At 47.6% G+C, this 14537-nt stretch carries 10 protein-coding genes; all 10 read left to right on the top strand.

Features of this window, described 5'->3' with window-relative positions:
- Positions 1-35: 35 nt before the first annotated feature.
- From RYK49_RS04285 to asp4, 10 genes are read left to right on the top strand one after another with little or no spacing between them, the layout of a single operon-like run.
- Entirely contained in the window at positions 36-3257 is a 3222-nt protein-coding gene (locus RYK49_RS04285; RefSeq protein WP_314864986.1) for an SP_1767 family glycosyltransferase, read from the top strand.
- Positions 3258-3273: 16 nt separating this feature from the next.
- Positions 3274-4278: a sugar transferase gene (locus RYK49_RS04280; RefSeq protein WP_314830881.1), complete on the top strand. Its 1005-nt coding sequence runs from the start codon at positions 3274-3276 to the stop codon at positions 4276-4278.
- 32 nt (positions 4279-4310) lie between these two features.
- A complete protein-coding gene (gene secY2 / locus RYK49_RS04275) occupies positions 4311-5534 on the top strand; it encodes an accessory Sec system protein translocase subunit SecY2 (protein ID WP_314830882.1) in 1224 nt (407 codons plus the stop codon).
- Positions 5535-5542: 8 nt separating this feature from the next.
- Entirely contained in the window at positions 5543-7123 is a 1581-nt protein-coding gene (gene asp1, locus RYK49_RS04270; protein WP_314864983.1) for an accessory Sec system protein Asp1, read from the top strand.
- Complete coding sequence (asp2, locus tag RYK49_RS04265; RefSeq protein WP_314864981.1) at positions 7113-8642, top strand: accessory Sec system protein Asp2; 1530 nt, start codon at positions 7113-7115, stop codon at positions 8640-8642. Before asp1 ends, asp2 begins: the two co-directional genes overlap by 11 nt.
- A complete protein-coding gene (asp3, locus tag RYK49_RS04260) occupies positions 8639-9118 on the top strand; it encodes an accessory Sec system protein Asp3 (RefSeq protein WP_002895934.1) in 480 nt (159 codons plus the stop codon). Before asp2 ends, asp3 begins: the two co-directional genes overlap by 4 nt.
- On the top strand, positions 9111-11492 hold the full coding sequence (secA2, locus tag RYK49_RS04255; RefSeq protein WP_314864979.1) for an accessory Sec system translocase SecA2: 2382 nt from the start codon (positions 9111-9113) through the stop codon (positions 11490-11492). Before asp3 ends, secA2 begins: the two co-directional genes overlap by 8 nt.
- A 12-nt stretch (positions 11493-11504) precedes the next feature.
- On the top strand, positions 11505-13025 hold the full coding sequence (gene gtfA, locus RYK49_RS04250) for an accessory Sec system glycosyltransferase GtfA (RefSeq protein ID WP_314830887.1): 1521 nt from the start codon (positions 11505-11507) through the stop codon (positions 13023-13025).
- Complete coding sequence (gene gtfB / locus RYK49_RS04245; RefSeq protein WP_314830888.1) at positions 13009-14361, top strand: accessory Sec system glycosylation chaperone GtfB; 1353 nt, start codon at positions 13009-13011, stop codon at positions 14359-14361. Before gtfA ends, gtfB begins: the two co-directional genes overlap by 17 nt.
- Positions 14354-14536 (top strand): accessory secretory system protein Asp4, encoded by a 183-nt coding sequence (gene asp4, locus RYK49_RS04240; RefSeq protein ID WP_002910118.1) that lies wholly within the window; start codon positions 14354-14356, stop codon positions 14534-14536. Before gtfB ends, asp4 begins: the two co-directional genes overlap by 8 nt.
- The last annotated feature ends 1 nt before the right edge of the window (position 14537 follow it).

Genomic DNA, 14537 nt, shown 5'->3' with positions numbered 1-14537 from the left:
TTAAGAGTTTATGAAATGAAAGAGTAAGGGTGAAAATGAAAACGATAGTTTTGGTTGGGGATCAGGCCTATCAGGAGCAAGTCTCTACAACGATTAAGTCGATTTTATATTATAACAAAAATGTAAAAATCTATGTTTTCAATCAGGGATTGAGTGACGAGTGGTTCCGTGATTTTAATGAGCTGGCTGAGCAGCTGGATAGTGAATTGGTCAATATCAGCTTGGACCAAGTGACTATCAGTCCAGAGTGGCTGACGCAGGACCATATCAGCTCAGCTACCTATGCTCGCTATTTCATTCCGCAGTTTGTTGTCGAGGAACGTGTCCTTTATCTGGATAGTGATCTAGTAGTTAATAGAGATTTGCAGCCTTTATTTGATATTTCTCTAGAGGGCAAGCTTGTGGCTGCGGTTGGAGATGCTGGAGGTTACGGCTTTAATGCTGGCGTTCTGCTAATTGATAATCAATCCTGGAAAGAAAAGCAGCTGCAGGAGACCTTTATCAAGGAAACGGACCGCATCATGGGCTTGGTCCAGTCTGGCCAGATGGAGGATTTCAACGGCGATCAGACGGTTTTAAATCATGTGTTAGCTCAGGATTGGCTTGCCTTGGATAAGATTTACAATCTGCAGGTCGGCCATGATTTGGTGGCCTTTTACAGCGGCTGGAATGGCCATTTTGAGCTGGACCAGGAACCTCTGATTATCCACTATACGACCTTCCGCAAGCCATGGAACTCGGAAGTTAGCTATCGGTACCGCCAGCTTTGGTGGGACTTTCAGGCTTTGAGTCTGGAGGATGTTTTAGCCCATCATCAGGAGGAGTTTGAGCTGCCGGATCATTGGGAGCAGTCCGCTCTCAACTGTATGCTCCTGACAGATGTGCAAGAGCTAGAGCAGATTGAGTTTTTAGCCCAGTCCCTGCCTAGCGTTCATTTTTATATAGCCTGTTACACAGATATGGGAGATTATCTGCGTTCTTTGGATCGCTATGAAAATATCCATCTTTATCCGCAGGTTATTCATGCAGTTCTGGATGAGCTCATTGATAAGTGCCAGATCTATTTGGATATTCACCATGGAAGCGAGCACTATCAGTTGAGCAGTCGTTTCAAGACGCTGGACAAGCCAGTTTTGGCTTTTGACAATACTAAGAAAAATGAAAACGAAGAGCTGGTCTATCCGCATGAAAATCCACAGGAGATGGTGGAAAAGCTGCGCAGTCTGATGAAAAAAGAGAAGCCGCAAGCCTTTCGCGCTGTGGTGCTGGCGGCTAATGCTGCCTATAGTGAGCAGGTCTTAACCACCATTAAGTCCATCGTCTGCCACAATCGCTTTATCAAGTTTTATGTCATCAACAGTGACTTTCCGACAGAGTGGTTTGTCAGCATGCAAAAGAGACTGGCCAAGCTGGACTGCCAGATTGTCAATGCTCGGGTGTCTGCTTCGCTGGTATCAAATTTTAAAACGGATATTAGTTATACTGTTTTCCTGCGCTATTTTGTAGCGGATTTTATTGAGGAAGACAAGGCTTTGTATTTGGATTGCGATATCGTTGTCACGCGGGATTTAAGCTCCTTATTTGAAACAGAACTTGGAGATGCACCCCTTGCTGCGGTCAAGGATCTGGGTGGGCAAGTGTATTTTCATCAGCACATCTTTAATGCTGGGTTCTTATTAATCAATAATGCCCTTTGGAAGCAGGAAAATATTCGCCAACGTTTGATTGAACTGACCAATGAATGGCATGACAAGGTACCGTCTGGTGATCAAAGCATTCTCAATATGCTCTTTGAGAATCGCTGGCTGGAGCTACCCTTTGCTTATAACTGCATTACGCTGCACACGACCTTTTCGGACTATGCGCCAGAAAAAGGTCTCTATCCGCCTGTCATCCACTATCTGACCGAGCGCAAGCCTTGGAAAGAGTATACTCAGTCCATCTATCGTGAGGTATGGTGGTTTTATCAGGGACTGGATTGGTCGGATATGGAGGAGCCAGTCGGAGCCCTGACTCAAAAAATGGTGGAAGAGGAAGATGGTTCAAGTCTGTCCTGCCTAGTCTACACCTACTCTTGTGACCTGCTGCATATCGACTATCTGATTCAAGCCCTGCCTGCTTGTCATTTCTACATCGCGGCACCGGTCGTGGTAGCAGAGCCAATCACGCGTCTGCTCCAGTATCCTAATGTCAGCGTCAGCTCAGATATTGCTGGAATTCCGGCACTTTTGGAGTCGCTGGAAGCCAAGTCTCAGCTGCTGCTGGATATCAATGCCGGTGATGAGGTCGGAGATATCATCTCTCGCTTTAAGTCTGCTGGCAAGTCAGTCTTTGCCTTTGACAGTACAGCTCATGGTCAGCAAGGGCAGGAAGTCTTTCCTGCTAGTAATCCTCAAGTCATGGTAGAGGCTATTGAAAAGTTGTGTATTGGCGATCTTGACGAGCGTCAGATTTCTGTCCTCTCTATCGACCAATCACTGGATTATCTCTTGGAAAAAGGGGCTTCAGTGATTCGCTTTGGAGATGGGGAGATGGATTTGATTGCTGGCCGCAGTATCCCTTATCAAGAGTACGACCCCGAACTGTCAGCGCGCTTGAGAGAGATCATGTCTATGGAGAGCGATGAGCGTTTGATGGTCTGTCTGTCTGATGTCTTTACAGGGCTGGAACGCTATTCCATTGATGCACAGAACTTTTGGAAAGATCATTTGCATCAACATTTGGTAGACTATCAAGAGATTTGTCGAGCGCCTTGGTATGGCTCAACCTTTATTTCCCGACCTTATATCGACTTGGAAGATAAGACGCCATCTGCGGGCTATTTTGCAAAGCTCAAGCAGCTATGGCAGGACAAGGACCTCTTGATCGTGGAAGGAGAGACTTCTCGCTCTGGTGTGGGCAATGACCTCTTTGACGGGGCTAGGTCTATCAAGCGGATTATCTGTCCTTCGCGCAACGCCTACAGTAAGCTAGAGGCTATCAAGCAGGCTGTTCGAGAACATGCGGACAATCGTCTGATTTTGACTATGCTAGGTCCGACGGCCAAGGTCTTGGTCTATGATCTGGTTCAGGAAGGTTATCGGGCGCTGGATATTGGGCATATTGACTCAGAGTATGAGTGGTTCCAGATGGGGGCTACGCACAAGGTCAAGCTGTCGCACAAGCATACGGCTGAGCACAACTTTGATCAGGATATTGAGTTTAGAGATGACCAAGCTTATGACAGTCAGATTGTTGCCAATCTGGCTCAGGAATGAAGATTAGAAAAAGAATATGAAAGTTAATATTACCAATCTATACGGTATGTCTGGCCAGAGTACGGCCTTGATCGCCCAGAATGATGTGACCAAGCTAGCCAAGCAGCTGGGTTTTAATGAACTGAGTTTTTATTTTTACGATATTTACAGCGACAGTCAGTCGGAGCTCAGTCGGCGTCTGGACGGTATCATGGCTAGTGTGGGCTATGGCGATGTGGTTATCTATCAGTCGCCGACTTGGAACGGTCGGGAGTTTGACCAGGCCTTTATCAGCAAGCTGAAGATTTTGCAGGTCAAGCTGATTACCTTTATCCATGATGTACCGCCACTGATGTTCCCGTCAAACTACTATCTGATGCCGGAGTATATCGACATGTACAATCAGTCAGATGCGGTCATCGTGCCTTCTGAGCAGATGCGAGACAAGCTTCTGGCAGAGGGGCTGACTGTGGAAAAGATTTTGGTCCAGCGCATGTGGGATCATCCCTATGATTTACCCCTGCACCAGCCTCAGTTTGCACCTAAGCTGTATTTCGCAGGAAGTGTGGAGCGTTTTCCACATCTGATCAATTGGTCTTATACAACGCCGCTGGAGATTTTTTCGCCTGAAGAAGAGTCAAATCCAGAGGCCAATGTCAGCTATCGCGGCTGGGTCAGTCGGCCAGAGTTGCTCTTGGAGCTGTCCAAGGGTGGTCTGGGTCTGGTCTGGGGTGTTGAGGAAAATCCAGCAGACGAGCCGGAATACTATGGTCTCAATATCTCTCATAAGTCTGCCACTTATCTGGCAGCTGGGATTCCGGTCATCGTCCCTTCCTACCTGTCCAATGCAGAGCTGATTCGCGAGCGCGGTCTGGGCTTTGTGGTAGACAGTCTGGAAGAGGCCAGTCGGATCGTTGAAAATCTGACTGCAGAGGAATATCAGGCTCTGGTCGAGCGGGTTAGAAAGTTCTCTTTCCTGCTCAAGGAAGGTTATTTTAGCAAGAAAGTCTTAGTAGATGCGGTCATGGAAGTTCTATCATAGAGGCTTTCTAAGCATCGTCATGAGGAGTCAGTGTGAAGTCATTTTTTAAACCGGTCATTATCAAGAAATTTTTGTGGACCCTGTTTTTCTTATTTATCTATGTCTTGGGAACCAAGCTGACCCTGCCCTTTATCGATATGAGTAAGGCAGCTGCCATGGACGGAACCTCTACGACCTTGAACTATGCGACAGCCCTGATGGGGGGAAATCTACGCAGTATGTCGCTCTTTTCTGTCGGCCTGTCTCCTTGGATGTCCTCTATGCTGATTTGGCAGATGTTTGCCGTGTCTAAGCGCCTGAATCTGAGCAAGCTGCCTATGGAAGTACAGGAAAGGCGGCGGATGCTGCTGACTTTGGTCATTGCCTTGATTCAGTCCGTGGCACTGGTCCTAAACCTGCCACTGCAAGAAGCAGGTGGGGTGGATATGACGACCATCATCATCCTGGACACGATTGTCTTGATGGCTGGGACCTATTTTCTCATCTGGCTGACGGATTTGAATGCTGCCATGGGATTAGGTGGCTCTATCATGATCGTCATGGCCAGTATGATTGCCTACATTCCGCAGGATATCTGGCATTCCATTCAGGAGTTGAAGATTTCTTCTCTGTGGCTGGCCTTGATGCTGGTTTTCAGCCTAGTCTTTCTCTATCTGGCTGTGACCGTCGAGCGCTCCAAGTACCGGATTCCGGTCAATAAGATTAATATCCATAACCGTTTCAAGAAATACTCTTATCTGGATATTCGTCTTAATCCTGCTGGTGGGATGCCGATTATGTACGCTATGACCTTGGTCAGCATTCCCCAGTACTTCCTTTTGATTATCCACTTTCTCCAGCCGGAAAACCAGCTGATTGAGCAGTGGATAGAGGCGCTGTCTATGGGAAGTCCAGCTTGGTTTATCCTTTATCTGTTGACTATTTTCATCCTGGCACTGGCCTTCGCCTTTATCAATATCAGCGGCGACCAGATTGCTGAACGGATGCAAAAGAGTGGAGAGTATATTGAAAATGTTTATCCGGGAGGAGCAACCCGCCGGTATATCAATGGTTTGGTGACCTATTTTGCACTAGTGGGGGCTTTCTATCTTATCCTGATTTCTGGTCTGCCTATGATGGTGGTGCTTCTGGACATTCGCTATCTGCGGCTCAGTATGATTCCGGGGATTTTTATGATTTTTATCGGGATGGTCTTTTCTATTAAGGACGAGGTGGATGCCTTGACGCTTAATGACCGTTATCGTTCATTGTTGTAGGAGAAACTATGTATTACTTTATTCCTTCATGGAGTGGCAGCGAGGAGCGAGTTTGGCACCGGGATATTGTCCCTTGGTACCGCTCTATGCAGCGACTGGAGTTTGATGACTCGATTCATCAGATTCGGATTTTTCAAAGTGAAAATCTGCCCGTCCAGCTGCTTTTGCCAGCCTATATGCCGCATGCCCGCTATCTCTTGCATCGGCAGGATATTTTTGAGACGGATTATTACTCAGTCTTTGACGAGATTCAGGGAATCCAGTCTAAAGAAATGCAGGTACTGCAAATCAAGGATCTGGACTGGGAGCCTGACTGCGAATTTGTCTATACGCCCTTTCTAATCATGGTTCGCAGGCAGGGACAGCTCTATGCCCATGTCGAGTTTGGAGTAGAAGGCTTTATCAGCTTCATCAAGTTTTTCAAATATGACCAGCTGGACAAGTTTTATATCTTTGATGATCGGGGCTTTGTCTCCAGTATCACCTACTATGAAGAGGGTCAGGCTCTGTATCAGGACTACCTGCAGCCAGATGGTGACTGGCGGATTCGTGAGCATCTGAAGCCTGACGACAGTCGGATAGAGGTCAATCCTGCTTACTTACTGGACTTTGATAAGCTGGAGTATGAACGGATGCCAGACTTAATCTTGGAGAAATTGGGCCACTATATCGAGCGCAATGCAGGAGCAGACAGCCGATTCGTGCTAGCAACGCATCCCTTATACACTCAAGCCATTTTGCGCTTATTGCCCAAGAATGTTCAAATCATTCTCAGCTTTTTCCATGAGCGCAATCATACAGTGGATTGGCCAGCTTTAGAAGCAGATTTGCAGCAGGCAGATTTAGTCTTGACTGATCGCATGGATTTCAAGAAGGCTATTCAGCGCTACCTGCCTGGACAGGCTCAGAAGGTGCACTACCTGTCGCCTTTTGATACTCGTCTGCAGCTGGGCAAGAGCCAGCGTCGTCGTGAATCCAAGATTTTTTATCAAATTAATCTGGAAGAAGGGATTAATGACTATGCCATCTTCAAGGTTCTCCACTATGTGGCCAAGCATCCGGATACAGAGCTGACTATCGGTGTTTACAATGCTTGGCAGGAAGGAATCCAAAAGGTGGAGACCAAGGTGCAGGAGGTTATTGATGAGTATCTGAATCGCTATGAATTTGTAAAGAACTACCGCCGCAGTGAGCAGGCTGAGAATGCCCTGCTGGAAAATCAGGAGCAGGACCTCCGTTTCGCCATTAAGAATATCACGGACGAGCTAAGCTTGATTCAGGAGCTGGACGATACGCGGTTAATCATTGACCTGAGTGAGCAGCCAAATCTCTATACGCAGATTGCTGGGATTTCTGCTGGGATTCCGCAGATTAATCTGGTGGATTCGGACTATGTGACCCATCTGCAAAATGGCTATATCTTGGACTCTATCTCTGATGTTCCGACTGCTGCAGACTATTACTTGGAAGGTTTGAAAAATTGGAATCAGGCCCTGATTTATTCCATTGAAAAAATCCATCATAATACTGGTCTGGAGCTGATTGGCCGGTGGGAGCAGTGGCTCAAGGAGGCTGAGAATGCAAAATAAGCTGAAAATCTTACAGATTGGCTCAAGCGACTGGAGCAAGGAGCTTGCCATTCCAGACAATATGAACTGGTATTATTTCTTTCCTAACTCCAATCTAGCTATCAAAAAGGTCATGGAGATGGATAAGATTAGCAAGTTTGATGCGATTCTGGTGGACGATTTGCGTCGGATCCCAGATTTGTTTATGATTGAGGCCAAGATTATCCCTTATACGGTTTTCTATGATCAGGAACAGGAAACCCAGGAAGCGGATATTGAGTACTTCCTCAAGCGTCACTGCGCTCAGCCAACGGATATGAGCGATCGAGCTGAACTGGTTCGCAAGCTGTCCATGGCTCTCTTTTCCGGACAATATGGGGATAAGATGACACCGCTTGATATGGTGGTTAGCCCCGGATTTCGCGGGAAGATTTGCTACAATGGCTATGAAAATCTAGAGCTGGAAGGTGACTTTGGTCAGGACTTTCAGCCAATCCTGTCATGGAAATACAATATTATTGCCAACAAGTTCAATCCAGTTGAACTCTGGCTTGAATATGAAAAGTCAGGCAGCTGTGAGCTGCGGCTGCGCCTCTATAATATCCAAGAAGGATCGACTGCGGACATTGCTCGCGAGACTATTTTCGCAGAAGAGGACATGCGTGAATCCATGGTTCTGGACAATGACTTTACTTCCTATCTGGGCGTCAGTCTGGAGGCTAGAGGCGAGGGACGGATTCAGGTAGGTGCTCTGCATCAGCGCCTGACCCGCTTTGAGTTTGGCAAGTATGTTCTGGGTGGGAAGATTTTTCGCGATAGCCACCGTCAGGAGATTAATTACTTCTTTTATCCGGGAGATTTGAAGCCGCCTTTGGCTGTTTATTTTTCTGGTTACCGTCGGGCGGAAGGCTTCGAGGGCTTCGGAATGATGCGGAGTCTGGGCTGTCCTTTTCTCTTGTTTTCAGATCCGCGCGTGGATGGCGGTATGTTTTATCTAGGCAGTCAGGAGCTAGAGAGCGGTATTCATAAGATTATCCAAGAGCATTTGGACTTTCTGGGCTTTACCGAGCGGGATCTAATCCTGTCGGGCATGTCGATGGGGACCTATGGTGCGGTTTATTACGGTTCGGAGTTTCGTCCGCGGGCTATCGTTTTGTCCAAGCCCTTGGGAAATCTAGGAACTATTGCCCAACGTGGCCGTTTACGCCTGCCCGAGGTCTTTCCGACGGCTCTAGATGTCCTTCACCGTCACACGGGTGGCAAAGATAAGGAGCATGTAGAGGAGCTGAATCAACGCTACTGGCGTAAGTTTGAGAAGGCTGATTTCAGCCGGACGACCTTTGGTATCGCCTATATGAAAGAAGAGGACTATGATCCGACGGCCTATGAGGACCTGGTGGCAGCTCTTCATCTGACTGAGGCCAAGCTGATTAGCAGAGGTGTCCCTGGACGCCATAATGACGACTTAGCTGTGTCTGTGTCTTGGTTCATGAATTACTATCGAATGATATTGGAAAAGGAATTTGGGAGAAAGAAATGAACATTCAAAAAAGAAAGGGCATTTACTGGGGAGAGCTGAGAGGGGTTTCGGCAGCTGGTAAAATGACTGACTTTACCTATCTCTATGGCACTACCCTTATTATTCATTCCCCTTCACATATATTTTTTGAAAATAAACTAATGGCCTCCGGCCAGACCATCCATGAATGGTCTTCCAAATGGAATTATCAGCGAGACCGGCAGGTGCCTGCTCTCCCCTTGCTCAAAAAGGGAGCTCGCTATTGCCTGTCTAGAGATATGACCACCTATCCTGAATCCAGCGTCTTTCTGAAAATCATCTTCTTTGACCGCTATGAGAAAGAAATCAGCAATCAAGTGGAGCGTTCGGAGAGTATGATTTTTACCTATCCAAACGAAGCCTATAGCTATAAGGTTCAGCTGCTGAGTGCAGGAGTTGAGTCCTTAGAGTTTCATTGCCTAAATATTGACCAAATCATAGAGGAGTCTGATGATTAAAAATCATTTTCAAATTCAGCGCTTAAAGAAAATCTTAGCCAAAGTCAAGAGCTTTGAGTCAGAAATGGCTGGCTTGCCAGACGCTGATTTGCGGAAGAAAACTCAGGAATTTAAGGAGAGACTGACCGCAGGTGAGACTTTAGACGACTTGCTGCCGGAGGCTTATGCTGTGGTGCGGGAAGCGGACAAGCGGGTGCTGGGCATGTTTCCCTACGATGTGCAGGTCATGGGGGCGATTGTTCTCCATGAGGGCAATGTCGCTGAGATGGCTACGGGAGAGGGCAAGACTCTGACGGCTACCATGCCGCTCTATCTTAATGCCCTGTCTGGTCAAGGAGCTATGCTGGTGACCACCAATACCTATCTGGCTCTGCGGGACGCTCAGGAAATGGGGCAGGTCTATCGTTTTCTGGGGTTGACTATTGAGGCAGCGGTGCTAGCTGATGAGACTGAAAATTTGACGCCTAAGCAGAAGCGGCTGATTTACCAGGCGGATATTGTCTATACGACCAATAGTGCCTTGGGCTTTGACTATTTGATTGAGAATCTCGCAGAGAATAAGGATAGCCAATATCTTAGTCCTTTCAACTATGTCATCATAGACGAGATTGACTCCATTCTCTTGGATAGCGCTCAGGTACCTTTGGTTATCTCTGGAGCGCCTCGAGTTCAGTCAAACTTCTATAGTATCATGGATACCTTCATTACGACTTTGAAAGAAGAAGAGGATTATCACTACGATGACGAGAAGAATGAAGTCTGGCTGACATCCAAAGGTATTCTGGCGGCGGAGTCTTTTCTTGACTTGGAGCATCTTTTCTCCAAGGAAAATCAAGAGTTGGTCCGCCACCTCAATCTAGCCTTGCGAGCCCACAAGCTCTACAAGAAGGACAAGGACTATGTTGTCCGCCAGGGTGACAAAGAGGCAGAAGTTGTGCTTCTGGATCGTTCAACCGGCCGTCTGCTGGAAATGACCCGGCTTCAGGGAGGTCAGCACCAGGCCATTGAGGCCAAGGAGCATGTCAAGCTGACGGAGGAAACGCGAGCCATGGCTTCCATTACCTATCAGAATCTCTTCCGGCTCTTCCGGAAAATCTCTGGTATGACCGGGACCGGCAAGGTGGTGGAGAGCGAGTTTATGGAAACTTACTCCATGTCTGTCATCAAGATCCCGACCAACCAGCCAGTGATTCGGCAGGATTTACCAGACCAGCTTTACCAGACCCTGCCAGAAAAAGTCTTTGCTTCATTGGATGAGGTCAAGCACTACCATGCTCAAGGCAATCCCCTCTTGATTTTTACCGGTTCAGTAGAGATGTCAGAGATTTACTCTTCCCTACTGCTGAGAGAAGGCATCGCCCACAATTTGCTCAATGCCAACAATGCGGCGCGTGAGGCACAAATCATCGCTGAGTCTGGGCAGAAAGGTGCGGTGACGGTGGCTACATCCATGGCCGGCCGCGGTACAGATATAAAGTTGGGATCGGGTGTCGCAGATTTGGGTGGTCTCGTGGTGATTGGTACTGAACGGATGGAGAACCAGCGGATTGACCTACAGATTCGTGGGCGTTCAGGTCGCCAAGGTGATCCGGGAATTAGTAAGTTCTTCATCTCGCTAGAGGATGATCTGCTCAGGAAGTGGGGGCCAGACTGGCTCAAGAAGTTCTACAAGGACTACTCTACTGAAGAAGTTCAGCAGCATCCAGTCCAGTTGGGACAGCGCCGCTTTAGACGCTTAGTGGCTAAGGCTCAGAGGGCTAGCGAAAGCAGTGCCAAGATGTCCCGTCGAATGACGCTGGAATATGCCCAGTGTATGAAGATTCAACGGGAGATTACCTATGCTGAGCGCAATCGCCTGATTCAAGCTGAAGAGCGGATTGATGAAGAAATCAGCCGTGTCCTCCGTCAGGTCATTCATCAGGCGGCCTATGAGCAGTCCTATGAGACGCGGGCTGACCTCTATCGCTTTATCTTAGACCATTTCAGCTATCATGCTGAGCGTATTCCTTATGATTTCGATATTTATTCGCCGGAGAAAATTGCAGAGCTCTTGCAGGATATTGCTGAGCAGGAATTACAGGCAAAGAAAGACTATCTCAAGTCTGACAAGCTCTTTACCCATTTTCAGCGGGTGTCCGTTCTCAAGGCTATTGATGAGAACTGGGTCGAGCAGGTGGACTATCTGCAGCAACTCAAGACAGCCTTGAGCGGTCAGCATTTCTCTATGAAAAATCCTCTGGTAGAATACTACCAAGAGGCTTACGATGGCTTTGAATATATGAAGGAGCGCATGAAGCAGCAGATTGTCAAGAATCTTTTGATGAGTGAATTGGCACTCAACCCTAAAGGAGAAGTCATCATGTACTTCCCGTAAGACGAGGAGAATATGACAGTATATAACATCAACTTAGGCATCGGCTGGGCCAGCAGCGGTGTAGAATATGCCCAAGCTTATCGGGCCCAGCTTCTGCGCAGGATTCAGCAGCCGGCTAAGTTTATCTTTATGGATATGATTTTAGCAGATAATATCCAGCATCTAACGGAAAATATCGGTTTTCTGGATGAGGAAGTTATCTGGCTTTATAATTACTTTACTGATATCAAGATTGCACCGACGACGGTGACGCTGGATCAGGTGCTGGCTCAAGTCGCAGGTCAGCCGGAGCGCTCGGAGAGAGAGGGCAAGATTGTCCGCTATTTCTATCCGCAGGATGATCAGTTTATCACTTGCTATCTGCGGCAGGAAGACCAGGACTTTGTGGAGCATGTGGAGTATGTCTCGCGGGGGAGATTGATTCGCAAGGATTATTTCTCCTATGTCCGCTATGCCAGTGAGTACTTCGCACCCCACAATGAAGCCGCAACTCTCTACCAGCGCCGTTTTTACCATGAAGACGGCAGTGTGGCTTATGACATGCTGATAGAGGATGGTCAGGAAGAGCTCTATCGCTTTCCAGATCGGATTTTCTATTCCAAGGCTGAGCTGGTTCGTTATTTCCTTCAGTGTCTAAAGCTACAGTCTGATGATGTTGTCATCTTGGATAGGGAGACAGGGATTGGTCAGGTTGTCTTTGAGGAGAGTCAGAAGGCTAAGCTGGGAGTAGTGGTCCATGCGGAGCATTTTAGTGAAAATGCCAGCAGCGACGACTACATTCTCTGGAACAATTTTTATGACTACCAGTTTACCAATGCTGACAAGGTGGACTTCTTCATCGTGGCAACAGAGGCTCAGAAAACGATTCTAGAGCAGCAGTTCCAGCATTACACAGACAAGCAGCCCAAGATTGTCACCATACCGGTAGGGAGTCTCGACCAACTGACTTATCCCAAAGAGCCTCGCAAGCCTTTTTCTATGATTACGGCTTCGCGTCTTGCTACAGAAAAGCATATTGATTGGCTAGTGGCAGCGACCGTCCAAGCCCATGCCCAGCTGCCTGAGCTGACTCTGGATATTTACGGTAAGGGGGGCGAAGAGGAGAAGCTGCGCCGTAGGATTGAGGAAGCAGGAGCTCAAGACTACATTCGGCTTAAAGGGCATGCAGATTTGAGTCAGATTTATGCAGTCTATGAGCTTTATCTGACAGCTTCAACCAGTGAAGGCTTTGGTTTGACTCTGATGGAATCGGTCGGATCGGGTCTGCCTCTCATCGGCTTTGATGTCCGCTATGGCAATCAGACTTTTATCGATGATGGTAAAAATGGCTATCTGCTGCCGGTCAGTTCCAATCAGGTGGAGGACCAGATTATTGCTGCTTTTGTGGAGAAAATAGTAGCTCTATTTAGCCAAGGACGCCAGCAAGAGATGAGCCAACACTCTTATCAAGTGGCCGAGAATTATTTGACCAGCCGGGTTGAAGCGGCTTGGTCCCAGCTTTTAAAGGAGGTCAGAGATGATTCAGCTCTTTGATTATTACAATCAGGAAACCCAGGATCTGCATGATTCCCTCCTTGCAGCTGGCTATGACTGTCCGACCATTGTCATTGAGGCCAATGGCTTTCTGCCGGACGACATGATATCTCCCTATACATATTTTCTAGGGGATGAAGAGGGAGTAGACCACCCGCTCTTTTTCAATCAAGTGCCAGTGCCGCCTTTCTGGGAAATTACAGGCGACCATCAGGCGGCGCGTGTCAGTGACATGGGGGAAGAAAGAGCACGGATTCACTATGCCAGTCAGGCCAAGGGTCGCTTGGTCAAGCAGGTGGACTGGCTGGATAAAAAAGGCCAGCTGCGACTGAGTGAGCGCTATAATAAGCAAGGCCGCTGCTTTGCAAAAACAGCTTATAAATCTGCTCAGGAAGCCTTCAACACGACCTACTACAGCACAGACGGTCAGGAACGTATCGTGGAAAATCATGCCACTGGTGACATCATCCTGACACTGGACCAAGAGCCCTTGAGGATTTTTAAAAGCCGAGTGGATTTTATCCGTTTCTTCTTGGAGCGGCTAGAATTTGACTTGGATCACATTCTCTTTAATTCGCTGGCTTATTCTTTCCTGGTTTCCCACAGCTTGACAGGCCTAAAAGGGCAGGACATTCTCTTCTGGCAGGAGCCTCTTTATGACGAGCTTCCGGGCAATATGCAGCTGATTCTGGAAAATAGTCAGCTGCGGGCGCAGACCATTGTCATTCCAGATTTGGCGACCTATGAAAAGGCTAAGAGTTTGGCTGCAGCTGACCAGCAGCAGAAGTTCCTGCATCTAGGCTATCATTATGATTTCAAGCGGGACAACTACCTACGAAAAGATGCTTTAATCCTGACCCATTCGGATCAGATTGAAGGCTTAGAGACCTTGATTCAGGCCTTGCCGCAGCTAGTCTTTCGCATTGCAGCTCTCACGGAAATGTCGCCCAAACTCTTGTCTATGCTGTCCTACAAGAATGTCGTTCTTTATCAAAATGCCAGTCTCAAGCAAATTGAGCAGCTCTACTTGGAATCAGACATCTATCTGGATATTAATCACGGCGGACAGGTTCTACAGGCAGTGCGCAAGGCTTTTGAGAACAATCTCTTGATCCTAGGCTTTGAGCAGACCCTGCATGATAGGCACTACATTGCCCAGCAGCATATTTTCGACAGCAGCCAGCCTGCTCAGTTGGCATCAACTTTGGAAGAAGCCTTATCTGGTGTTGAGCAGATGCGGTCAGCCTTGCAAGCACAAGGCCAACATGCTAACGATGTGCCCGTCAGTCTTTATCAGGAGACTCTCCAAAGCGTACTAGGAGGTCAGCATGGCTAAAAAAGATTTATTTCATAAGGATATTGAGGGGCGGTTAGATGAGCTCAAGCATGGCAAGCCCAAGAAAGAAAAGGCCAGCTTGGGTGAAAATCTCAACAAGGCTTTTGTCATCGCCTTGGGCTTGATGATCTTGATTGGCTTGATTTTTACATTGATTGGAGTCTTGAGGAAATAAA

It is taken from the genome of uncultured Streptococcus sp. (assembly GCF_963525625.1).
Lineage (GTDB): Bacteria > Bacillota > Bacilli > Lactobacillales > Streptococcaceae > Streptococcus.
This window is presented reverse-complemented; position numbering and strand designations above follow the sequence as displayed.

Coding starts and splice junctions, on each gene's coding strand:
- secA2 (WP_314864979.1), top strand. CDS start 9,111: ATGATTAAAAATCATTTTCAAATTCAGCGCTTAAAGAAAATCTTAGCC.
- gtfB (WP_314830888.1), top strand. CDS start 13,009: ATGATTCAGCTCTTTGATTATTACAATCAGGAAACCCAGGATCTGCAT.
- gtfA (WP_314830887.1), top strand. CDS start 11,505: ATGACAGTATATAACATCAACTTAGGCATCGGCTGGGCCAGCAGCGGT.
- asp2 (WP_314864981.1), top strand. CDS start 7,113: ATGCAAAATAAGCTGAAAATCTTACAGATTGGCTCAAGCGACTGGAGC.
- RYK49_RS04285 (WP_314864986.1), top strand. CDS start 36: ATGAAAACGATAGTTTTGGTTGGGGATCAGGCCTATCAGGAGCAAGTC.
- asp4 (WP_002910118.1), top strand. CDS start 14,354: ATGGCTAAAAAAGATTTATTTCATAAGGATATTGAGGGGCGGTTAGAT.
- asp1 (WP_314864983.1), top strand. CDS start 5,543: ATGTATTACTTTATTCCTTCATGGAGTGGCAGCGAGGAGCGAGTTTGG.
- asp3 (WP_002895934.1), top strand. CDS start 8,639: ATGAACATTCAAAAAAGAAAGGGCATTTACTGGGGAGAGCTGAGAGGG.
- RYK49_RS04280 (WP_314830881.1), top strand. CDS start 3,274: ATGAAAGTTAATATTACCAATCTATACGGTATGTCTGGCCAGAGTACG.